This window comes from Gilliamella sp. B3783 (assembly GCF_026536125.1).
Classification (GTDB): Bacteria; Pseudomonadota; Gammaproteobacteria; order Enterobacterales; family Orbaceae; genus Gilliamella.
The window spans coordinates 435306-457415 of record NZ_JAFNOU010000001.1; the positions used below are offsets into that span (position 1 = coordinate 435306).

Consider the following 22110-nt stretch of genomic DNA (forward strand, 5'->3'; position numbering starts at 1 on the left):
TTTTACCTCTTATGCAATACGTGGGTTGAGTTTATCTGGGTTGATTTCAAATTTTTTGATGGCTTCTTCAACCACACTAGCTTGAATATCACCACGTTTAGCAAGTTCACCCAATGCAGCAACAACAACATAAGATGCATCTACCTCAAAATGATGGCGCAAGTTTTCTCGACTATCACTGCGACCAAAGCCATCAGTACCTAATACTCGGTAGCTTTCGGCAGGAACAAAACCGCGGATTTGTTCAGCAAACAGTTTCATATAGTCAGTTGACACAACCGCTGGATTATTATTCATCACCTGTGCAACATAAGGCACTTTTGGTGTTTCACTTGGATGTAACATATTGTAACGTTCACAATCTTGTCCATCACGAGCAAGCTCGGTAAAAGATGTTACACTGTAAACTTCTGAGTTAACCCCATAATCTTTCGCTAGGATAGCAGCAGCATCACGAACATGGCGTAATATAGAGCCTGAACCTAATAACTGAACAGTTGGTTTACCTGCTTGACCTGCAACGGTATCAAGTTTATAAATACCTCGACGGATCCCCTCTTCTGCACCTTCTGGCATCGCTGGTTGCGCATAATTTTCGTTAAGAGTTGTGATGTAGTAGTAAACATTTTCTTGTTCGCCATACATACGACGTAAGCCATCTTGCATTATAACAGCGACTTCATAAGCATATGCAGGATCATAAGAGATACAATTCGGGATAGTTAAAGCTTGAATATGGCTATGACCATCTTGGTGTTGTAAGCCTTCCCCATTTAGGGTTGTGCGTCCAGATGTACCACCGATCATAAATCCGCGAGCTTGTTGATCGCCAGCTGCCCACATTAAATCACCAATGCGTTGGAAACCAAACATTGAGTAATAAATATAGAATGGAATCATTGGGAAATCATTAGTACTATATGAAGTTGCAGCAGCAATCCAAGAAGCTGTCGCACCACATTCATTGATTCCTTCTTGTAAAATCTGACCTTTTTCATCTTCACGATAGTAAGCGACTTGTTCTCTATCTTGTGGGGTATATTGTTGTCCATGTGGATTATAGATACCAATTTGACGGAATAAGCCTTCCATACCAAAAGTACGTGCTTCATCAGCGAGAATTGGCACTAAACGTGGTGCTAACTCTTTGTCCTTAAGCATGATGTTAAGAGCACGAACAAACGCAATTGTTGTTGAAATTTCTTTAGTTTGTGCTTCAAGTAATGGCGCAAACTCACTTAATGGTGGAATAGAAACTGTTCCAGAGAACTTAGTTAATCTTGACGGAACATAGCCATGCAGCGCATTACGACGTTCATGGATATATTTGTATTCAGGTGTATGTTCTTCAAATTTAATATAAGGTAATTTTTCAAGTGCATCGTCAGTCACAGGAATATTAAAGAAATCACGAACATGACGAACACCATCCATATTCATTTTTTTAACTTGGTGAGCAATATTTTTCGCTTCAGCCGCTTCACCCATACCATAACCTTTAATAGTATGAGCTAAAATTACAGTTGGTCGATCTTTAGTCTGTTTTGCTCGCATAAATGCAGCAAACATTTTAGATGGATCTTGACCACCTCGATTTAATCTAAAGATCTCTTCATCAGACATATCTTTAACTAAGGCTGCGGTTTCAGGGTATTTACCAAAGAAGTGTTCACGAACATAAGCACCATCTTTAGATTTTAATGTTTGGTAATCACCATCAAGTGTTTCGTTCATTAGACGGATTAATTTACCTGATTTATCTTTTTGTAATAATTTATCCCAACGATCACCCCAAAGCACTTTAATAACATTCCAACCCGCACCAGCAAATACACCTTCGAGTTCATTGATAATTTTACCATTACCAGTAACAGGGCCATCTAAGCGTTGTAAATTACAGTTGATAACAAAAACTAAATTGTCTAGTTTTTCACGGGTTGCAACTGTGATTGCCCCTTTTGATTCTGGCTCATCCATTTCACCATCACCTAAAAATGCATAGACAGTTTGTTCTGAGGTATCTTTAAGCCCACGATGGTTTAGGTATTTTAAGAATCGAGCTTGGAAAATCGCACTAACCGGACCTAATCCCATAGAAACAGTTGGGAATTGCCAGAATTCAGGCATTAATTTTGGATGAGGATAAGATGATAGACCTTTACCATGAACTTCTTGACGGAAATTATCTAATTGTTCTTCAGTCAAACGACCTTCAATAAATGCACGTGAATAAATTCCCGGTGAGATATGACCTTGGAAATAAATTAAGTCACCACCATCTTTCTCATTTCTGGCACGGAAAAAGTGGTTAAAACAAACTTCATAAAATGTAGCAGCAGACTGAAATGATGCCATATGACCGCCAAGCTCTAAATCCTTTTTAGATGCTCTAAGTACCATCATAATAGCATTCCAACGAACAATTGAACGAATGCGTCTTTCAATTTCCCAATCCCCCGGATATGCTGGCTCCTCTTCTACAGGGATGGTATTGATATAATTACTGGTTGAAGAACCAAAAAGTAAAGGAACACCACCATCTTTGGCTTTATTGACTATTTGTTCAATAATATATTGTGCACGTTCGATGCCTTCTTCACGAATAATTGAATCAAGACTTTTTAGCCAATCTTGTGTTTCAATAGGATCGATATCATTCACTTGCATGTCCGACATATAAAAACCTCTTTTTTGTTAAAAAAAATGCAGCTTTTGCTATCCTTAGCTATAACTTAAGCCATAACTAACTTATAACCTTCTACTCTGCATTACGGAGCTTATTTAGTATAAGTCTGCCATTTTCAAAGAAAAAGTAAAGCAAACCATAGTTTAGAAAAGAATGTTAATTCCTATCAAATTAATCAACCATTTCAATTATTAATTTAAATAAACCCATAATCAATTGATATAAATCAAATTTAATAAAAATTAATTTATCTGAATTAATGGGATTGGTTATACCGTGATTAGCTATGTATTGTCAAGTTATAGTAAAATCTGATATATAGATGTAAGATTTTGATAAAAATGGCAGATAAACGCTACAGTGAAGATGAAAGCAGAAGATATTATTATTCAGGATTTAGATATACAGCCCTACCTGCAAACTTATCAAGCCATGCATGAATTTACGCTTAATCGCAATGAACAAACATTGGATGAAATTTGGTTAGTTGAGCACTACCCTGTTTTTACACAAGGAAAAGTTGGTAAGCCAGAACATTTGTTATGCAAAACAGATATTCCGATTGTACAAACTGATCGCGGCGGACAAATTACCTATCACGCACCTGGTCAGCAGATTATGTATATATTATTTGATTTGAAACGACGTAAGATCGGCATTCGTGATATTGTCAGTTATTTGGAAAAGAGTGTCATCGATACTTTGCAACACTATGGTATTATAGCTTACGCTAAAGCCGATGCGCCGGGCGTGTATATCAATAACAAGAAAATCTGTTCACTCGGGTTACATATTAAAAGAGGTTGCACATTACATGGGCTTGCATTAAATATTGATATGGACCTTGGACCGTTTAAAAATATCAATCCTTGTGGTTATGCCGGATTACAAATGACACAATTAAAAGAATATGTCTCGCCAATTGATCGTAAAAAAATAAAACAATTGTTAACCAATAATTTCATCAAGCAGTTAACAAACTAATAAGATATAAATTATGCAAAATAATGAAACAATAATCAGAAGCTCAAAATATCGTGATGCTGATAAAACACGATTAATCCCAACTATTACAATACAAGACGCTGCGCCACTAAAAAAACCGGAATGGATGAAAATCAAATTACCAGTTCATTCTGATAACATTTCGCATATTAAAAATACCATGCGCAAACACGGTTTACATTCAGTTTGTGAAGAGGCTTCTTGTCCTAACTTAGCTGAGTGCTTTAATCATGGAACGGCGACTTTTATGATTTTAGGCGATATTTGTACTCGTCGTTGCCCATTTTGCGACGTTGCACACGGACGACCTTTACCGCCAGATCGTGAAGAACCCATAAAATTAGCTAAAACTATACAAGAAATGAGACTGCGTTATGTAGTAATTACCTCGGTAGATCGTGATGATCTTAAAGATGGCGGCGCGAGCCATTTTGCTTCGTGTACCAAAGAAATTAGAGCATTAAGCCCTAATATTAAAGTTGAAACTTTGACCCCAGATTTTCGTGGTTGCATTGATGAAGCGGTTAAGGTGTTAAGTGAAAATCCACCAGATGTGTTTAATCATAATTTAGAAAATATTCCACGCCTTTATAAAAAAATTCGTCCTGGTGCCAGTTATCAAGGTTCACTAAAATTATTAGCCGCTTTTAAAGAAAGACATCCTGAAATACCCACAAAATCTGGTTTAATGGTAGGACTTGGTGAAACTAATGAAGAACTGATTCAAGTATTAAAAGACCTTCGTACCCATGGCGTAACTATGCTAACGTTAGGTCAATATCTACAACCAAGCAAATATCATCTACCGGTTGAGCGTTATGTGCCACCGGAAGAATTTGATGAGTTAAAACAAATCGCATTAAATATGGGATTTACCCATGCGGCGTGTGGTCCATTCGTTCGTTCATCTTATCATGCCGATTTACAAGCAATGGGGAAAGAGGTGAAGTAATCTTCACCCTTTTTTTACTCTTAATCATCAAAAACCATAAACCGGCGATTCTCGGTTACAATTTGTAAGAATATTGGTAAGCTTATCTTCTGATCTTTTTCTAATTTATCGTTTAAATCATAAATTTTTGAGCGCCCAAATTCATCAAGAACAACGGTTTTATCACTATAAAGCGCAGCTATTTCGCTTTCATTGCCAGCAATGATCCATTGTCTAGATTTTTGATCAAATAAGTTTTTACCTTGACTATATTGTTGAGGTGGTGTGGTAACATTGAATGCTTCTTGCATTAATGTACTTAAAATATCAGTTTGCGTAGTTACATCACTTATTTGTTTGGCCTCTTTATTTGGCCAAGAAATGATTAATGGTACTTTTAGTGATTCCCGACTAAAACTCTTTGTATTATCACGTAATGCAATTTTCAAATTTTCATTAATCTTAATGTCATTCGATCCGGTGATAACAATAATCGTATTATCAAATGAATTTGATAATTTTAAGTAACTAATTATCGATTCTAAATACTGATCTAATTTTTTTGCCTCAGTTTTTAATTCAGTTATCGGTACGTTTTTATTTTTAGAACCCAGTGAATATTGAATGACAGAAAATAAAGGTGCATGGTTGTCCAATTCGTTTTGTTTGTCATGCCATGCCATCCAGTTATCAGTGACTTGTCGATTAGTCTGTTTTTTAGGTTCAGGTAAGGTAAAATTAGAGAGTAATGCATAACGATAAAGAGGTTCGGCAAAACCATCGGCCGAAAATAAACCTAAATTATAATGTTGTTTTATTACTGCATCAATTAAAGCCGAAGTTTTGTGACTGGCTAAAATACTGTTGTAATAATTGGGATCTAACCCATAAAACAGTGAAAAATCATTTAAATATGACTGATTGCTTGCACCATAATGATTAGTAAAAAAGAGGCTGTTATGCGCAAATTTATTTAACGCAGGCATAGTGTCATCAAGCAAATCATAATTCCATCCATCTATAGCAATCATTACCACATTTTTCATCTGTTGTTCGGTATCAAATGTGATACGCCCAAGTGGATACTCAATTGCAAGTGCGAATGGATTACCTTCTTGAATAACCCGATTACGATAATCATTTTGCTCAATAAAACCATAACGCTCAAGAAAATGCCTCGCGGTAAGCGGATAAGACAGCGGCAAGCTTGAACGCTGCATGGTTATTGGTCGATAAAAATTAGCATCAGCCCAAATATGAATAAGATGGGAAGAAATAAAGCAAAGAATAAATATAAGGACAACTGGCTTTGCAAATCGTTTACGTTTAGTAAGGCTACGTAACTTTTTCCAGCTCCAGATTGCAAATAAAATCTCAATAAAGAGGATAAACGGAATAAGAATAAATGCAGTACTTAAAAAAGAAGCCTTTTGCGTAGTTAGCAATTGCCAAATCGATAAATTAAGATGCATTCGAAAATGCGAAAAAACGTCAATATCAATTAAAAGTAAGGTAATACCTAAGGTAGCTGTAATTGTTGCAATGATGCGTTGCCACCTTGATGAATAAATAAAAAAGCTTAATGGAAAAAGTAAAATCAAGTAAGCAATAAAAGTCAAAAAACTAAAATGCCCAATCGCACTAATAATAGCATAAAATCTTCCCATAAATGTGCGAGGCCAATCCGCAATCATCAAGTATTGACTACCAAGAATAATTACGACAAAAATATTAAATAATGTAAACCAGTGTCCCCAGCTCACAATTTGTGAAACTTGTTCATCTTTAAAATGATTATTTTTAAGTTTGAGCATATTTAATTGTTGGCAATGATGATAACAATGATTAGTAACTATTAATTTACGGGATAGTTTACCTGATTTTGAAAAATCTTTCTGTAAATTTTTTATTTGTTAGCATAAAGATCTCGGTAATTTGTTGGCGTTACAATCGATACTTGCTATAATTTATAGATTTATTTGGCTAACAAAAAAGATACTCATTTTGGCAATCAAACAACTCGAAGCACAACAGCTTCAACCAGATTTAAAACAAATCGAAATCATCGTTAATAATAAAAAGATACCTACTGATTTAGCCACTAAAGAGGTAAATAATTTATTAACATGGCAACCACGAATTGCCGATGCCTTTTCACTATTGTGCCCAAAGCAAAAGCAAGCTTATACCCCTCGGTTTATGCTCCTAAAAGGAACAGAAAGCGAACTGTTTTTTCGTCTATTTAAACAAGCAATTAAACCTAGTATTTCAACCTCTATTTTAGGCTTTAGTTACTATATCAATGATAACAAAATCACGCTAACAAAAGCCAAAAGTAAACAAGATAACTTTGCTGTTCAAGATACGTGTTTAACAGCCCTATCTTTCGATAGTGAAATGCTATTAGGCTGCGTTCGACAACCGGAAAATGATCCTATCAAATTACAAGCAGGTTTAGTTCATCAAGCCAATGGTGGTTTTTTGATTTTAGGACTCCGCTCGTTACTTGCCCAACCATCTATGTGGTTTAAATTAAAACAGATGGTGATAAAACAAGAGTTTGAATGGTTTTCTGCCGATGAATTACACCCATTGCCTATTGCTATTCCAAAAATGCCTCTTGATTTACGCATTATTTTAGTCGGTGATAGATTAAGCTTAACCGAATTACAAGATCTCGATCCCGAGTTTTACTCCACTTCAATATATAGTGAGTTTGAAAACGAATTAGCCGTTAACGCCTCTTTACAGATAGAACAGTGGTTTAGTTACTTAGAATTTATAGCTGAGAATCAAAACTTACCACATATTGATAAATCAGCATTCACTAAGTTATATAAAGAAGCAACACGTTATACCGGTGATCAATTTTATCTTCCTATGGCAGTTGATTGGGTTTACACCCTATTAGTTAATGCAGCCCATTATATGGAAAATAGTGTCATTGATGAGTCAGCTATAATCAAGTCAATCAAGCAAAAACTTTGGCGCGAAAGTTATTTAACTGAGCGGTTTTATGATGAAATATTTACCAACCAGATAATGATTAATACCAAAGATCAGGTTGTTGGGCAAATAAATGGGTTATCTGTCATTGAATATCCGGGTTATCCAAGAGCCATAGGAGAACCCTCTCGTTTAAGCTGCATTATTCATTTTGGTGATGGTGAATTGATTGATATTGAACGTAAAACTGACCTTGCAGGCAACATTCATTCTAAAGGAATGATGATAATGCAAGCATTTATGATGTCAGAATTTGCGATAAATCATCAATTACCTTTTTCAACATCTTTAGTGTTTGAACAATCTTATAGTGAAATCGATGGTGATAGTGCTTCATTGGCTGGATTTTGTGCACTCATTAGTGCATTATCCAATCAACCTATCGATCAACAATTAGCTGTTACCGGTTCGGTTGATCAGTTTGGTCATGTACAGTCAATTGGTGGGGTAAATGAAAAAATAGAAGGTTTTTTTGCCGTTTGTCAGCATCAAGGCTTAACTGGCCAACAAGGAGTCATTATTCCCGCCAGTAACCAACGCCATTTGAGTTTAAGCGATGAAGTGATTAATGCAGTGATAGAAAATAAATTTTCAATTTGGGCAGTTGAGCATATTGCCGATGCCTTGTATTTACTAACGGGTATTCCCTATAAAGATGAGCATGGTATTAGCTTATACAAATTGATTCAGGCACGCATGCAGTCACTGTTAGTGCAAGATAAAAAACACGACAGTTGGTTGAGTAGATGGCAAAAATATTGCAAAAAATAATAATAACCAATACACTTTAAAGCAAAATCTCATTAATTAATGAGTTAAACTGATACTGTTTAAACACTATCTATTTTTATAACATGGATATGAATAATACCGTTATTTTGACCATGAAGTAATAACAACAAATAAAAGGTTTTTTTATGACATTTGAACGTAAGTCTTCGTATGATAAAGCAGATTTGATTAAATCAGGCAATAGTGAATTATTTGGTCATGATGGTCCTCCTTTACCTTCTGATCTAATGTTAATGATGGATCGTGTGATTGAAATGAATGAAGATGGCGGTAACTATAGTAAAGGTTATGTTGAAGCAGAATTCGATATCAATCCTGATTTATGGTTCTTTAAATGTCACTTTAAAAACGATCCTGTGATGCCTGGTTGTTTAGGCTTAGATGCATTATGGCAATTAGTCGGCTTTTATCTTGGTTGGATTGGTGGTAAAGGTAAAGGACGCGCACTGGGTGTTGGCGAATTAAAATTAAAAGGTCAGATCCTGCCAAAAAATAAAAAAGTGACTTATAAAATTCATTTTAAACGCGTCATTAACCGTAAATTAATTATGGGAATTGGAGATGGCGAAGTTTATGTTGATGGTAAATTAATTTATGAAGCAACTGATTTAAAAGTTGGATTATTTAAAGATACCAGCGAATTTTAATTCATAATAAAGGTTACTTAGCCTTATAACGCACTAGTTGTAAGGCTAAAATAACGATTTATTAGACAACAGTGGTTGATTGAGTATCATTAATAACAACATGTTTTTGCTATTTGTCATTGCAGCTCAACCTAGTTATCTATTGTGCCTATGATCAAATGACATTCCTTATAACAATATAAACTAGTTCATCATTTGTTGGTCATCGCCATAATAAGTTTATTTTTTAAGTTTTTAAATATGATTTTGTTAAAACGTTTTTTTATTATTATTGTTTTTTCTTTTTTATTCAGTTCTTTTGTTTATGCTGATTTTGCAGGCAAAGTAGTCAAAGTGATTGATGGCGATACAATTGATGTATTAACCAACACTAAACAAAAAATTAGAGTTAGATTGTTAGATATCGATGCGCCCGAAAAAAAACAAGCTTATGGCAATGTGTCGAGAAAATATTTAGCGTCACTTGTTGCGGGTAAAGCTGTTTTTATAAAAGAGAGTAAAAAAGATATCTATCAACGAACGTTAGGTACTGTATTTTCCAATAAGATAAATATCAATGCTAAGATGGTTGAAAGTGGCTATGCTTGGGCTTACCGTTATAAAGGGATAGCAAATAATCAAGAAATGGTAAGATTAGAAACGCAAGCCAAACAAAACAAAAAAGGGCTTTGGAAAGATAAAAATCCTATAGCCCCTTGGGATTTTCGACATCGTAATAAACGATAAATCAACTTTAGCGCATTATTTTTTAGAAGATAATGCTGCTTCTGCTTGTTTTAATGCCTCTAATCCTTTCTTACAAGCATTTTCTTGATCAGCTTGAGACATTGCAATAACTTGCTTTTTACCCAATTCTAGATTTTGTTTCAACATATCCGTTTGTTGTTTAGTCGCTGCATTATCTGGAATGGCTTTGATTAAATTATCCACTTTATCAAAATAAGTTTTACAAGACGCTGATAGGTCTGCCATGGCAAAAGCAGATATTCCCAGTAATGAGATTGTAAGTAGTAATTTTTTCATTTTTTCCTCATATTATTTTACTATTGATATGTTATAAGATTTTTTTTAAAAGTGTATATGTAGAATTATTTTGCTTGTAATCTTACCAGCAAATAGTTGCTGATAAGATAGGATATGATGGGAGGTATTTAAATTAGAATAACGTCAGCAGCAGCTGGACCACGAGGACTATCTTGGATAGAAAATTCTACTTGTTGACCTTCAGCTAGCGTTTTAAAGCCATCACCAGAAATCGCTGAAAAGTGTACAAATACATCTTTGCTGCCATCTGCAGGCGAAATAAAACCAAAACCTTTACTTTCATTAAACCATTTAACTTGACCAGTTTTCTTAGACATAACAATCTTCCTATAAATAAATTAATCTTAGCCGATGACGGCCATCTTTAAAACATAAAACCTAGACTACTTATTAACACTAAGAAGAGGAGACTGAAGAAAACTAATACGAATCCCTGATATAAAGTAAACTACAAACTGCGAATATCTAAATGTTACAAAATAAATCTGCATGTTATATGCTGGTAACTATTAACGCATAAATTCCGATTGAATGCAAGAAATGTTTTACTTTTAACATTTCATTACTCTAACAGGAAGGAATACAAAATGAATTTCTATTAGAGTAATATGTCACACTTAACAATTTATTTTTCGGACAGATCTTTCGATTTTTTGATTGTTGCTTCTACGGCATCGATTACTGCCGCTCGAAATCCTTTTTCTTCAAGAACTTGTACGCCTTCGATAGTTGTTCCAGCAGGCGAGCAAACCATATCTTTTAATTCACCTGGGTGTTTACCGGTTTTAAGTAACAGTTTTGCCGATCCTAACACCGTCTGTGCTGCAAATTTATAAGCTTGTTTTCTCGACAAACCACCTTTAACAGCGCCATCAGCAATCGCTTCAATAAACATAAATACAAATGCAGGTGAAGATCCACTAGCGCCAACAACCGCATCAATTAAATATTCAGGCACAACTTCGGTTTCACCAATACAATTCAATAACGACTGCACGATTGCTAACTCATCGTCTGTCACTTCAGTGTTAGGGGTAATTGAGCACATTGCCGCATTTACTAGTGCCGGCGTATTTGGCATCACTCGAATAATTTTTTGCTCATAACCAACGCTTTTAGCAATAGTTTTAATAGTTACACCGGCTGCAATTGAGATAACAATTGTATTCTTTTTTAACTCTTTTTGAATATCGTTCAATACATCTACAATGACATTAGGTTTAACCGCAATAATAACAATATCTGATTCACGCGCAACTTCACGCTCAGAATTAAGATTATTAACAGCATATTCTTGATTAAGGAGTTGCCCTTTTTCTGGATGATGGTCATAAACATAAAGCTGAGATCCAGGAACAATATTACTTAATAAAATCCCTTGTAAAATGGCATTCCCCATATTTCCTAAACCGATAAATCCAATTTTTTGTTCCATTTATTAATCACCTTTTAGTATCTATACTAGCTCACAAGTATAGAACATTTTTTGTATAAAAACCTTTTTAGTAATATAACATATATAAAAAATAGGCATAAACTTCGATGGTTAATTAAATACTTTATAGCTGAAGAATTCAATCAACTATTTAAACAAAATACTAAATATTTTTGTTTAAATAGTTATGAATACGTTTTAAAGGATGGAATAAACTAGGGTGCAACACAAGCAACTCTATAGTCCTGATCTAAATGATCTCTATCACCAACACCACCAGTATTAGCCTCTACAACATAATTATATCCCCAATGTGACTGATCATCTGAAGTCCAATAAATTGCTCTCGAATCTCCCCAAGCAGGGTCACCAACACGAAAATATTCCCAATCACTATCTTTATAGTAAATTTGAGTCACACGGCCCCATTCACTAAAAAGTCCTCCCATCCAATAACCATCTGTTTTATAACTAATTTTTCTAAGATAAAATGATTCAGATATACCATTTAGCCAATTGACGTTACTATTTCTTGAATTTGTAAAATCGTGCACTTTTCCTATACGATATCCACCACCATTAAAATTATTACAAAACGTTACTGCATTCTGATAACCTCCTGCTCCACCTTTTTTAGCCACATACCAACGCTCTAACCTAAAGCTATAAAATGGATCATTGTTCATATCGCGAAAATAAAAAGTTGAAGGCCAAAAAGAACTAGGTGCACTCTCTTTAGGACCTGTTAAGTTGATTTTTACTAATCCAGTAGGTAACGTATTTTCAGCACTTAACGTTAATGTTACCCCTCCTGCCGAAATTGTACGACCATTAGCATTTACAATATCTTGTGCTTTCATCCCTGCAATGCTCAAATAAAAAAACAAATTATTAGAGCCTGTTGTTGGAAAGTTTGCCCCAGGATTTGCAGGATTGTAAGTATAAAATCCTCTATACTTATTCCAATCACCATTCGAATCGTTAAAAGATGAAATAGCCCCATCATAAGGCATATTATTTGAATAAAAATCAAACTCTAAATCAGGAATAGAGTAACAAAATTGTGGTTTATCTATTTTAGGATAAAGGTAGAAAGTATGCCTGTCTCCTATAAATCTATCACTTTCAGAGGGAATACCATATTTTGTCTTAATGCTTACATCTTCAACTTCTAAAGTCAACTGATAAGGTGCATCACACCCATCTAATGCTTTATCAAAGTTGTCCTTGACATAATTAGTAATATCTTGACCATATAAATTTTTCCATTTAATTTTTAATTTACTAGAATTGGCACGATTGAACATATCTCCATCATCATCCTTCCAATAATCGTTATCATCAATAACTTTATCTGTCAATGTCTCAGGATAATCCCCATAAGGTACTAACGTATTGATATCTGCAAAAGTGGCAGAAAGTTTATCTAACACGATTGGTGTTTCCATGCTAGAGCTATCATTTAATGCATTAACAATTTTGTTTCCTGGTAATGTTATTGATAATAAGGGAATAACTGAGTTCGCATGGGTTGCTCCGCCATCGAATGTTAAATAAGGAGCAGTGCCTTGAATTGCATTGGCAGCAATAGCCGATAATGCCTGTGGTGCTAATGAGTACGACAACAACGACGACGCCAATACTAATTGTTTCTTTGAAAAAAACTTCGTAGATAATTTCGAGAATATAAACGAAAATAGATATAAAAATAGTCGAATGGAGTTAGTTGATGAATTTAATACATTGGTTTGCCAGTCTGGTGTCTGGTGTCTGGTGTCTAAAATGATACAGCATTGTGTTCCGCCCGTCAAGTAATATATTGTTTTATTTTGTTTTTTATGATTGTTTGCTTATTTTATAAGCCTATTTCTATAGGTGAAAAATTATAGCTGTTTAAAAAATAGTTAGATAGTTTTTTAATGGATTTTTTGTAAAGATTAGTTAAGAATAAAGATACCTATAGGAAAACACCGAGTTATTTATATTTTAGAGTAAAAATCATCCTCTAAAAACTCATAAGGTGGTTTACTCAAAATCATTTTATGGAATTTAACCGTATTATAATAGCTAATATGTAGGCGCTACTTGCATGCCATATTGTTGTCCAGTTTGCATTAAAGAATAAATGTGTTTAACTTTGCCTTCTTTGATTAAATTACTGACAGCAGGGTTGTTAATCAGTACTTCAAATAAAGCTTTACGTCCATTTTCGGTGGTGACTAGTTTCTGACTTATTATTGCCTTTAAACTATGTGATAATTGAGTACGAATAAAATCTCGTGAACTGTCTTCAAATACATCAATAATACGATTAATAGTCTCAATAGCAGAATTTGTATGCAACGTAGCAAAAACTAAATGTCCTGTTTCAGCTACTGTTAATGCGGTTTGGATAGCTTTTTTGTTACGTAATTCCCCAAGCAATATTATGTCAGGATCTTGCCTTAAAAGGCTATCAACAGTCTGATCCAAATTTGTTAACTCTCTTTGTTGGATTAATGATTTTTGATTATGATAAATAAATTCAATCGGATCTTCTAAGGTTAATATGTGCTTTGATTGATTAAAATTAATGTGATTAATTAAAGATGCTAGTGTGGTTGACTTACCACTCCCTGTTGAACCGGTAATTAAAATAATGCCACTTTCATAATTGATAAGTTGTTTAAAAATTTCAGGCGCCTTTATCTCGGCAAGGGTCGGAATGTGTTGTTTAATTATACGAAAAACGGCTGAGATTCCCCGATATTGATAAAAAATATTCACTCTAAATCTGCCTAAGTCCTTTACCTGATAAGCGAAGTCAATTTGTTTATTTTGATATAATTGTTGTTTTTGATCGCCAGTTAATAATGATAATAGTTCAGTCTCTAAACTTATTGGTAATAACCTGTGTTCTGATAAAAATTGTAATTGCCCATTGATTCGAATACAGGCAGCTTCACCACTTGAAAGGTGCAAATCAGAGGCATTTTGCGTTACACTAAGAGCCAAAAATGAATTTAACATTCAATTATTCCAACTAACTTTGATTCGGGATTCACATGAATACAGTACATGACAATATACTCACCATTAAAAACAAAATTAAAAATATTGCGTTAGAATGCGAAAGAGATCCCAATAGCATTGAACTAATTGCCGTCAGTAAAACAAAACCTGTGACATTAATCGAACAAGCTATTAGCGCAGGTCAGTTTGCCTTTGGCGAAAACTATGTTCAAGAAGGCGTCGAAAAAATTCAATTTTTTAAACAAAATATGCCCAATGCCCCTTTAATTTGGCATTTTATTGGCCCATTACAATCAAACAAAACAAAATTAGTGGCAGAAAATTTTGATTGGATGCACACAATTGATCGTTTTAAAATCGCTCAGCGATTAAATGAGCAAAGGCCAGCCAATATGAAAAAACTTAATGTATTAATTCAAGTAAATATAAGTCAAGAAGCGAGCAAGTCTGGTATTGCACCCAATCAAGTCGCTGACTTAGTTAAGCAAGTTATAGCATTACCCAATTTGAATTTACGTGGTTTGATGGCTATCCCTGAAATCGAGAATGATTTTAACAAGCAATTAGATGTATTTAAGCAGATGCAACAACTTTTAAAATCACTACAAATAGATTATCCATTTCTTGATACATTATCTATGGGCATGTCTGCTGATATGCAAGCAGCAATCGTTGCAGGCAGTACTATGGTTAGAATTGGCTCGGCGATCTTTGGCGCAAGGCAGTATTTATGATATATTGCAAACTTATAAAATTTTTAGGAGTGTTAAATGATATCACTGATCTTCTTGGGAAGAGCTGTTTTAACTGTTTGTCTGTATGTGATCATTTTACGTCTATGGATGCAGAGTGTAAGAGTTAATTTTCATAATCCATTTACTCAATTTATAGTTCGCATTTCTCAACCCATTATTGGACCATTACGTAAAGTAATTCCGTCAATAGGAAGAGTTGATAGTGCAACCTGGTTAATTTTCTATCTGGTCGCGCTAGTTAAAATTATTTTTATTTTACATTTTGCCATGATTAATGCGCCAGTTTGGAGCCCTGAGTATTTAGCATATGCCGTTGCTGCTATGATACACGCCTTTGGTCATTTATTATTTTGGTTACTGTTATTTAGAGCTATCCTAAGTTGGGTTAGCCGTGGACAATCGGTCGCTGATGAACTACTGGCAGAGTTGACTGAACCCTTTATCGCACCCATTCGACGCATTGTTCCCCCTATTGGCATGATTGATATTTCATTTATGATTTTTATTTTTATTCTAATGTTCTTGAATTTATTTGCCATCGATATGGTCGGGAGTATTTGGCTAATATTATAAAAGCTTTTAAAAAAGGGAGTATACTCCCTTTTATAGAATATGATCTTCCCAACAAATTACATCTTTTTCATACACAATACGTTTTCTAACTGATATTTTCAGCTTATGCATAAGCTTTTTATCACCGGTAATGAGTGGATGCCATTCGGGTAGCTGCCCTGTTTGTAAAAAGTAACGATAAGAACAAGTTAACGGTAACCATTCAATCGTAAGAAGATTTTCACGCGTTAACTTAATACAATCAGGCTCATATTTGAAACGATTGTGATAATGCTTACAACGACACGTATTAGAATCAAGCAAGTTACAAGCAACATTGGTGTACAAGATTTCTTCGGTGTCCTCATCCATCAACTTATTAAGACAGCACTGACCACAGCCGTCACACAACTGTTCCCATTGTGCATCAGTTAATTGATCTAACGTTTTAGATTCCCAAAATCGCTCTGTCATACTTTAAAATCATCTTCTTTTAACATTTGTAAGAAAAAACCATCTGCTTTTATTTTTTCTTCTATTTCATCCGAAGTACCAACAACAAAACGGCGTTTACCGTCTAATAATACTTTCATCACCAATACAGGTGAACCAAAAATTGACATTACTTTTTCAGGAATAGTAGAAAAATCATTCTCCTTTTCCAGATATAAATAACAATTTTCTTTTTTTGGACTTCGATAAATATAACACCACATCATAACTGATGAACCTACTCCTTCATTTTATTAAGACTATTTTGTAAATAAACACCTGCACCTAATAGACCGGGATCTTCATGAGTAATGACATAAACAGGGATTTTTTTAACCAAGTACGACATTCGTCCTTTGTTTTCAAAAGCATGCCGAAAAGGTGAAGATTTAAAAAACTCGATAAAACGTGGTACGATGCCACCAGCAATGTAAACGCCACCTTGTGTGTTCAGTGTTAATGCTAAATTGCCACCAAATCGTCCCATAAAAGTACAAAAATAGGTTAGCGTTTCTAAACAAAGTGGACAACTATTGGACAACGCTTTTTTGACAATTACATCTGGCGTAATCTCTTCTATAGGTTGATTATTAATGTTTAATAATGCTTGGTATATATTTACAATACCATTTCCAGATAAAAAACGCTCAGACGATACGCGTCCAAACTTTTTGCGTAACTCAGCTAAAAGACGATCTTCTTTCTCATTGGTCATTGGTAATTCAGTATGCCCACCTTCTCCAGACAAGCTGATCCAATGTTGATTAACTTTTATTAAATGCGACACACCAAGACCAGTTCCAGCACCATAAATCGCAATTGGGTAATTTAAATCGGCGTCATCCCCGCCGATTTTTACTAAATCTTTATCGGTTAATTGTGGAATAGAAGTCGATACAGCCGTAAAATCATTAATTACTTCAAGTTGTTTTAAGTTTAATGCTTTAATCAACGCTGAACGTGAAAACGACAAATTATTATTGGTCATATTCACCATATCTGTATCATCAATAGGGCAAGCAATTGCAATACAGGCCATATCGACACTGATTGATTGATTAGCAAGATAGTTTTTAATCAAAACTAATAGATCATCATCTTTTGAAATCAGAATTTTTGTGATAGCAGATAATTTGTTAGTGGTTAAATCGTACAACGCAAAACGGGCATTGGTTCCACCAATATCAGTGACTAAAGCATATTGACTCATGTTATTCCCTTCTATTACAAATTGTGTTTAAATCCTATTGCTGCGTACAAAATCATCGGTATTTAAAACATTTTTGAGCTACTCGTTACAAGGCAAGTCAAATAAGTTAAAAATCTCACCGCTAACAATGATTTTTGGCGTGAAACATAACGTTATTTTAAGATGCGCTGCTTCTTACCGATGCAATTTTATTGTACGCCTAAAAAAGTAAGCAAGAACTGTTTGAATTTCGCTTTATTCGGCGTTATTCAAATGTAGCCATTGTACAAATGACCGTTCTTGTTTAACACTGGTCATACTATTTATCAAGTAGTACTAATAAACTAATTGTGATCCTTTACTCTATTTGATTTCAAATTAATTGATAATCTTTACTCATAAACTTAGTCAAAGCATACCAACAGTTTGAACAGTAATGATAGATAATAAGCATCAAAATGAACACTTTCTACTATCAGTATATGCATAACTAGTTCTCCTTGATTAACATCAAGGCGATAATTCGAGAATAAATCAATATAGTTAATAATTACCAACTATATCCAATATGCTTTATCTATAACCATTTTTTTAATTTAAAATAGATATAAGGTGCAACGCCAGCAAGTAACATTAATATTAATGAGAATGGATAACCATATTCCCATTTTAATTCAGGCATGTTTTCAAAGTTCATTCCGTAAGCCGAAGCAACTACCGTTGGCGGTAAAAATACAACAGATACAACTGAGAAAATCTTGATAATCCGGCTTTGTTCTATATTAATAAAGCTAGTTGCAGCTTGCATTAAAAAGTTTACTTTTTGGAACAAGGATTCATTATGTGGAACAAGCGACTCAATATCACGAATAACTTCACGTGCTTGTTCTAACTGATCAACTGGCATTTTTGCTCGTCGAACTAAGTAGTTCACCGCTCTTTGGCTATCCATTAAGCAAAGTCTTACCTTCCATGCGGTATCTTCTAACTCAGCTAAAGAGGTAATCGCTTCATCATAATGTTCTTGTGAAGAGCGATCCATAATAATTAGACTCAACTCCTCTAATTCACTATAGATATTTTCAATCTGATCGGCTAACTGCTCAACTTTAACTTCAAATAGATCGAGTAATACTTCCCAAGGGTTACCGTCTATCATGCTCTGATATCGTGACCGCATTCGATATAAACGAAACGCAGGAAGATCACGTTCTCTTAAGGTAAAAAGACGTCCATTATGGACTGTAAATGCAACAGTAGAATTACCTGCTCGATCTTCTGCATCTTCATAAAAAAAGAACGAGTGCACATGTAATCCTTCGTTATCTTCAAAAAAACGGGCTGACGCCTCAATATCATCTAACTCTATACTCGTTGCTAAGTTTTGTCCTAAATGGGTTAAAACAAAATCACGATCGGCTTCTTCTGGCTCAATTAAATCAACCCAAGTCGCATTATTTATATCGCCTTCATTAATTTTCACTAACTGTTTGTTTTTTAGTCCAAACGCATTAATCATAAGGCCTCCAGTAAAAATATGTTTAGAACACTACACAACAAATGTGTGGCATTATACCTGTTATAATAAGAAATTCCTATGGTGAGACAAATCTTTCTCAATGTTTAAAAATGGATAATAGCTCGCATAATTGAATTAAATACGGTGATGTTACTTCTGTCTCATGCTACAATATCTAAATTAAATCTTTATGCAATTTTTAGGAGTTTATAATGGCAAATCGAGGAATAAACAAAGTCATTTTAGTTGGTAATTTAGGACAAGATCCTGAAGTCCGTTACATGCCAAATGGTAATGCTGTCGCTAATTTTAGTGTTGCAACATCAGAATCATGGAAGGATAAACAAACCGGTGAAAACCGTGATCGCACTGAATGGCATCGAGTTGTCGTGTTTGGTAAATTAGCTGAAATTGCTGGCGAATACATTAGAAAAGGAACGCAAGTTTATCTTGAAGGACAATTGCAAACTCGAAAATGGCAAGATCAATCGGGAACAGATCGGTATACCACTGAGGTAGTTATCAATACTATGGGGGGTACCTTACAAATTTTGGGATCGCGTGGCGCGAGTAACGAAGGCTTTGATGATGGCTCACAAAATTGGGGACAAAGCGCAAATAATTTTTCGTCAGCGCCAGCGTCGACCCGACAAGCAGCTCAAAGTGCGCCAGCACCACAACCTAAAGCCCCTGAACCACCAATGGATTTTGATGACGATATTCCTTTCTAATCAACCAAATGATTTTTTGGGCGTTTTATTACGCCCATGTATCATATCTTATCAATTTCAATTATACTTATCTTAATGTTTTTTATTAAGTCTTGAAATTGATATGCTGGAACTTATACAAACTATTGGCTTTGGTCTAATTCTTTTCATACCATTAACTAATCCATTAACGACTGTTGTATTACTATTAGGTTTATCCGGTGATATGACCAATGAAGAGCGTAACTATCAGTCTAAAATGACTTGTATTTACGTGTTTATTATCATGGTTGTCTCGTTTTATGGTGGGCAATTAGTGATGAATACTTTTGGTATATCAATTCCTGGATTACGTATTGCGGGTGGAATGATAGTCGGTATTATCGGTTTTAGAATGCTATTCCCCCAGCAACCATCTCATAAAACGTTAGAAGCCGATGCAAAAAAACGAGAAACGTCAAATAATATCGCGTTTGTCCCATTAGCAATGCCCAGTACTGCTGGTCCGGGTACGATTGCGATGATTATTAGTATGGCTTCAACGGTTAAAGGTGGTGGTTACAACGTATCGACTTGGGTTGTTTATACCACTTCAATAATGGTGCCATTATTATTGTGTATTATTTTATGGTTTTGTATGCGTAGTGCTGGCAGTATCATGCGATTTATGGGGAAAAGTGGTATTGAAGCAACTTCTAGAATTATGGGATTTTTATTAGTTTGTGTCGGTACCCAATTTATCATTAACGGCGTAAAAGAGCTGGTATTAAATTTCCCCAACATTTAACTGATTAAATAATATACAGATAGTTAACCCAAGCACTGACGAATAATGAGACATAGGGCACGTTGATGCCCTACTGTTCTGACATCAATTAAAGTTTAGGTATATTTTTGATCATTTCAACCCGCATTAAATAATCATATAGAGGGACGATTTTTTTAAATCCTTTTATCAATTTATTTGGCAGATCACTATCTAATACATCAGCTATATGATTATTGGTTACCATAACAGCTAAGCTTTTACGGTTATACCATGTTGCTATCTTTTCATCTTGATCTTTAACCAGCGGTCGTTTATAACTTTCACCAACCAATTCAAAAGGTTTTTTGACGCAACGAATCATCTCTAAAAACTTAGCAGTATCATTAGCAATCTCTTCTCGAAAAATATCCATAGTTTGTTTTGATGCACAATAATAACCTAAACCATATTGATAACTATCCGGACTAATTTCAAAAAAATAAGCTGGCGCTTCTTTCCAGTCCTTGTTTGGTCGTTTAAATGTTAGCCACAATCGACTTCGATATAATGTCTTATCTTTGGAAAATCGAGTATCACGATGAATGCGTGATATGGTTTTACCTATCGCTGGCTTGGTTTCAAACCACTCATCGATTTTTAACATTTCTGGGGTTAATTGTTCAACCAATAACTTAAATGGTTTAACTAAATCGTTATCATAAATAGAACGATGTTCATCAAACCAGGTTTTACTATTATTAATCCAAGCATCTTGTAAAAAATTTAGCCCCGCTTGAGAAAAGCCGTTAAATATGGCCATTATTGCTCCTTAAATAACTCTCTGACTTTTTCTAAATCTTGTTGCGTATCAACACCAATGGCGGGTGACTCTTTAGCGACTGCAACATGAATTTTTTCACCATACCAAAGAACTCTAAGCTGTTCAAGCATTTCAATTTGCTCAAGTGAAGAAGGTGCCCAGTTGATATACTGACGAATAAAACCTGCTCGATAAGCATAAATACCAATGTGGCGAAGGTAAAAATCACCAATACTGGATTGATTGAATAAATTGCTAGCTTTCGCGAAGCGATCTCGCTCCCAAGGAATAGTCGCTCGAGAAAAATAGAGCGCATAACCATCTTTATCCATCACAACTTTAACAGCGCCAGTATTAAACGCTTCTTCAACCGACTCAATAGGTACAGCTAAAGTAGCCATACCTGTTTTATATTTGACTAAATTTTCAGCGACTTGATCAATAATAATAGGGGGAATCAGTGGCTCATCACCTTGAACATTAACAATCACTTCATCATCGGCAAATTGAAAGGTATTAATGACTTCGGCCAGACGCTCAGTCCCCGAGTTATGTTTATCACTGGTTAGAATCACTTCTCCACCATGCTTTTTTACCACCTCGAAAACTTGCTGATGATCGGTTGCAACAATGACTCGATTTGCCGATGACTTTTTTGCTTGTTCCATCACTCGTACGATCATCGGTTTACCGTGTATATCTGCTAAAGGTTTTGCAGGTAAACGGCTTGATGCATATCTTGCAGGAATAATAACAGAAAAATTCAT

Annotated in this window: 22 protein-coding genes; 9 read left to right on the forward strand and 13 right to left on the reverse strand. The window is 34.8% G+C overall.

Annotated features, from left to right (window positions below; genetic code table 11):
• Positions 1–9: 9 nt before the first annotated feature.
• Positions 10–2676 carry a pyruvate dehydrogenase (acetyl-transferring), homodimeric type gene (gene aceE / locus J3U59_RS02185; protein WP_267332509.1) on the reverse strand — a complete coding sequence of 889 codons (2667 nt, stop codon included), beginning with the start codon at positions 2674–2676 and terminating at the stop codon, positions 10–12.
• 376 nt (positions 2677–3052) lie between these two features.
• On the opposite strand from aceE, the gene lipB reads away from it, so the two are divergent.
• Positions 3053–3670, forward strand: a complete 618-nt coding sequence (lipB, locus tag J3U59_RS02190) for a lipoyl(octanoyl) transferase LipB (protein WP_267332508.1) — start codon at positions 3053–3055, stop codon at positions 3668–3670.
• Between the two features lie 13 nt (positions 3671–3683).
• The gene (gene lipA / locus J3U59_RS02195; RefSeq protein WP_267332507.1) at positions 3684–4643 is read left to right on the forward strand and encodes a lipoyl synthase; all 960 of its coding nucleotides are present in this window, start codon (positions 3684–3686) and stop codon (positions 4641–4643) included.
• 20 nt (positions 4644–4663) lie between these two features.
• On the opposite strand, the gene J3U59_RS02200 is transcribed toward lipA, so the two are convergent.
• Entirely contained in the window at positions 4664–6436 is a 1773-nt protein-coding gene (locus J3U59_RS02200; protein WP_267332506.1) for a DUF3413 domain-containing protein, read from the reverse strand.
• Positions 6437–6821: 385 nt separating this feature from the next.
• Here J3U59_RS02200 and J3U59_RS02205 point away from each other — a divergent pair, with 385 nt between their 5' ends.
• The 3 genes from J3U59_RS02205 (at position 6822) to J3U59_RS02215 (ending at position 9793) form a co-directional block, all read left to right on the forward strand.
• Entirely contained in the window at positions 6822–8399 is a 1578-nt protein-coding gene (locus J3U59_RS02205) for an AAA family ATPase (RefSeq protein WP_416379535.1), read from the forward strand.
• Between the two features lie 146 nt (positions 8400–8545).
• A complete protein-coding gene (gene fabA / locus J3U59_RS02210; RefSeq protein WP_065634819.1) occupies positions 8546–9067 on the forward strand; it encodes a bifunctional 3-hydroxydecanoyl-ACP dehydratase/trans-2-decenoyl-ACP isomerase in 522 nt (173 codons plus the stop codon).
• 240 nt (positions 9068–9307) lie between these two features.
• Positions 9308–9793: a thermonuclease family protein gene (locus J3U59_RS02215; RefSeq protein ID WP_267332504.1), complete on the forward strand. Its 486-nt coding sequence runs from the start codon at positions 9308–9310 to the stop codon at positions 9791–9793.
• A gap of 15 nt (positions 9794–9808) precedes the next feature.
• Here J3U59_RS02215 and J3U59_RS02220 read toward each other — a convergent pair whose 3' ends face one another.
• The 5 genes from J3U59_RS02220 to J3U59_RS02240 form a co-directional block, all read right to left on the reverse strand.
• Positions 9809–10090 (reverse strand): DUF5339 domain-containing protein, encoded by a 282-nt coding sequence (locus J3U59_RS02220; protein ID WP_267332503.1) that lies wholly within the window; start codon positions 10088–10090, stop codon positions 9809–9811.
• Positions 10091–10218: 128 nt separating this feature from the next.
• The gene (locus J3U59_RS02225; RefSeq protein WP_267332502.1) at positions 10219–10428 is read right to left on the reverse strand and encodes a cold shock domain-containing protein; all 210 of its coding nucleotides are present in this window, start codon (positions 10426–10428) and stop codon (positions 10219–10221) included.
• Positions 10429–10736: 308 nt separating this feature from the next.
• Complete coding sequence (proC, locus tag J3U59_RS02230; protein ID WP_267332501.1) at positions 10737–11546, reverse strand: pyrroline-5-carboxylate reductase; 810 nt, start codon at positions 11544–11546, stop codon at positions 10737–10739.
• A gap of 215 nt (positions 11547–11761) precedes the next feature.
• On the reverse strand, positions 11762–13171 hold the full coding sequence (locus tag J3U59_RS02235) for a hypothetical protein (protein WP_267332500.1): 1410 nt from the start codon (positions 13169–13171) through the stop codon (positions 11762–11764).
• A 442-nt stretch (positions 13172–13613) separates the two neighbouring features.
• Positions 13614–14555 carry a type IV pilus twitching motility protein PilT gene (locus J3U59_RS02240; RefSeq protein WP_267332499.1) on the reverse strand — a complete coding sequence of 314 codons (942 nt, stop codon included), beginning with the start codon at positions 14553–14555 and terminating at the stop codon, positions 13614–13616.
• Positions 14556–14590: 35 nt separating this feature from the next.
• Between J3U59_RS02240 and J3U59_RS02245 the strand changes: the two genes are divergently transcribed.
• Both J3U59_RS02245 and J3U59_RS02250 read left to right on the forward strand, forming a co-directional pair.
• Positions 14591–15292, forward strand: a complete 702-nt coding sequence (locus tag J3U59_RS02245; RefSeq protein ID WP_267332498.1) for a YggS family pyridoxal phosphate-dependent enzyme — start codon at positions 14591–14593, stop codon at positions 15290–15292.
• A 36-nt stretch (positions 15293–15328) separates the two neighbouring features.
• Positions 15329–15886: a YggT family protein gene (locus J3U59_RS02250; RefSeq protein ID WP_267332497.1), complete on the forward strand. Its 558-nt coding sequence runs from the start codon at positions 15329–15331 to the stop codon at positions 15884–15886.
• Positions 15887–15916: 30 nt separating this feature from the next.
• On the opposite strand, the gene J3U59_RS02255 is transcribed toward J3U59_RS02250, so the two are convergent.
• The 4 genes from J3U59_RS02255 to corA all read right to left on the reverse strand — a co-directional run bounded on the left by J3U59_RS02255 (position 15917) and on the right by corA (position 19065).
• The gene (locus tag J3U59_RS02255) at positions 15917–16339 is read right to left on the reverse strand and encodes a YcgN family cysteine cluster protein (RefSeq protein WP_267332496.1); all 423 of its coding nucleotides are present in this window, start codon (positions 16337–16339) and stop codon (positions 15917–15919) included.
• Entirely contained in the window at positions 16336–16584 is a 249-nt protein-coding gene (locus J3U59_RS02260; protein WP_081297552.1) for a YcgL domain-containing protein, read from the reverse strand. The genes J3U59_RS02255 and J3U59_RS02260 overlap by 4 nt, the downstream gene beginning before the upstream one ends.
• Positions 16585–16595: 11 nt before the next feature.
• A complete protein-coding gene (locus J3U59_RS02265; protein ID WP_267332495.1) occupies positions 16596–17567 on the reverse strand; it encodes a glucokinase in 972 nt (323 codons plus the stop codon).
• A gap of 556 nt (positions 17568–18123) precedes the next feature.
• Positions 18124–19065 carry a magnesium/cobalt transporter CorA gene (gene corA / locus J3U59_RS02270; RefSeq protein WP_065634831.1) on the reverse strand — a complete coding sequence of 314 codons (942 nt, stop codon included), beginning with the start codon at positions 19063–19065 and terminating at the stop codon, positions 18124–18126.
• 212 nt (positions 19066–19277) lie between these two features.
• Between corA and J3U59_RS02275 the strand changes: the two genes are divergently transcribed.
• The gene (locus tag J3U59_RS02275; RefSeq protein WP_267332494.1) at positions 19278–19796 is read left to right on the forward strand and encodes a single-stranded DNA-binding protein; all 519 of its coding nucleotides are present in this window, start codon (positions 19278–19280) and stop codon (positions 19794–19796) included.
• Between the two features lie 103 nt (positions 19797–19899).
• Positions 19900–20562: a MarC family NAAT transporter gene (locus J3U59_RS02280; protein WP_267332493.1), complete on the forward strand. Its 663-nt coding sequence runs from the start codon at positions 19900–19902 to the stop codon at positions 20560–20562.
• Between the two features lie 88 nt (positions 20563–20650).
• On the opposite strand, the gene J3U59_RS02285 is transcribed toward J3U59_RS02280, so the two are convergent.
• The gene (locus tag J3U59_RS02285) at positions 20651–21343 is read right to left on the reverse strand and encodes a DUF2461 domain-containing protein (protein ID WP_267332492.1); all 693 of its coding nucleotides are present in this window, start codon (positions 21341–21343) and stop codon (positions 20651–20653) included.
• Positions 21343–22110 carry a 3-deoxy-manno-octulosonate cytidylyltransferase gene (kdsB, locus tag J3U59_RS02290; protein ID WP_065634835.1) on the reverse strand — a complete coding sequence of 256 codons (768 nt, stop codon included), beginning with the start codon at positions 22108–22110 and terminating at the stop codon, positions 21343–21345. The genes J3U59_RS02285 and kdsB overlap by 1 nt, the downstream gene beginning before the upstream one ends.

Excerpts from the sequence above, each read along its gene's own strand:
- aceE (WP_267332509.1), bottom strand. The coding sequence starts at position 2,676 with ATGTCGGACATGCAAGTGAATGATATCGATCCTATTGAAACACAAGAT.
- lipB (WP_267332508.1), top strand. The coding sequence starts at position 3,053 with ATGAAAGCAGAAGATATTATTATTCAGGATTTAGATATACAGCCCTAC.
- lipA (WP_267332507.1), top strand. The coding sequence starts at position 3,684 with ATGCAAAATAATGAAACAATAATCAGAAGCTCAAAATATCGTGATGCT.
- J3U59_RS02200 (WP_267332506.1), bottom strand. The coding sequence starts at position 6,436 with ATGCTCAAACTTAAAAATAATCATTTTAAAGATGAACAAGTTTCACAA.
- J3U59_RS02205 (WP_416379535.1), top strand. The coding sequence starts at position 6,822 with ATGCTCCTAAAAGGAACAGAAAGCGAACTGTTTTTTCGTCTATTTAAA.
- fabA (WP_065634819.1), top strand. The coding sequence starts at position 8,546 with ATGACATTTGAACGTAAGTCTTCGTATGATAAAGCAGATTTGATTAAA.
- J3U59_RS02215 (WP_267332504.1), top strand. The coding sequence starts at position 9,308 with ATGATTTTGTTAAAACGTTTTTTTATTATTATTGTTTTTTCTTTTTTA.
- J3U59_RS02220 (WP_267332503.1), bottom strand. The coding sequence starts at position 10,090 with ATGAAAAAATTACTACTTACAATCTCATTACTGGGAATATCTGCTTTT.
- J3U59_RS02225 (WP_267332502.1), bottom strand. The coding sequence starts at position 10,428 with ATGTCTAAGAAAACTGGTCAAGTTAAATGGTTTAATGAAAGTAAAGGT.
- proC (WP_267332501.1), bottom strand. The coding sequence starts at position 11,546 with ATGGAACAAAAAATTGGATTTATCGGTTTAGGAAATATGGGGAATGCC.
- J3U59_RS02240 (WP_267332499.1), bottom strand. The coding sequence starts at position 14,555 with ATGTTAAATTCATTTTTGGCTCTTAGTGTAACGCAAAATGCCTCTGAT.
- J3U59_RS02245 (WP_267332498.1), top strand. The coding sequence starts at position 14,591 with ATGAATACAGTACATGACAATATACTCACCATTAAAAACAAAATTAAA.
- J3U59_RS02250 (WP_267332497.1), top strand. The coding sequence starts at position 15,329 with ATGATATCACTGATCTTCTTGGGAAGAGCTGTTTTAACTGTTTGTCTG.
- J3U59_RS02255 (WP_267332496.1), bottom strand. The coding sequence starts at position 16,339 with ATGACAGAGCGATTTTGGGAATCTAAAACGTTAGATCAATTAACTGAT.
- J3U59_RS02260 (WP_081297552.1), bottom strand. The coding sequence starts at position 16,584 with ATGATGTGGTGTTATATTTATCGAAGTCCAAAAAAAGAAAATTGTTAT.
- J3U59_RS02265 (WP_267332495.1), bottom strand. The coding sequence starts at position 17,567 with ATGAGTCAATATGCTTTAGTCACTGATATTGGTGGAACCAATGCCCGT.
- corA (WP_065634831.1), bottom strand. The coding sequence starts at position 19,065 with ATGATTAATGCGTTTGGACTAAAAAACAAACAGTTAGTGAAAATTAAT.
- J3U59_RS02275 (WP_267332494.1), top strand. The coding sequence starts at position 19,278 with ATGGCAAATCGAGGAATAAACAAAGTCATTTTAGTTGGTAATTTAGGA.
- J3U59_RS02280 (WP_267332493.1), top strand. The coding sequence starts at position 19,900 with ATGCTGGAACTTATACAAACTATTGGCTTTGGTCTAATTCTTTTCATA.
- J3U59_RS02285 (WP_267332492.1), bottom strand. The coding sequence starts at position 21,343 with ATGGCCATATTTAACGGCTTTTCTCAAGCGGGGCTAAATTTTTTACAA.
- kdsB (WP_065634835.1), bottom strand. The coding sequence starts at position 22,110 with ATGAATTTTTCTGTTATTATTCCTGCAAGATATGCATCAAGCCGTTTA.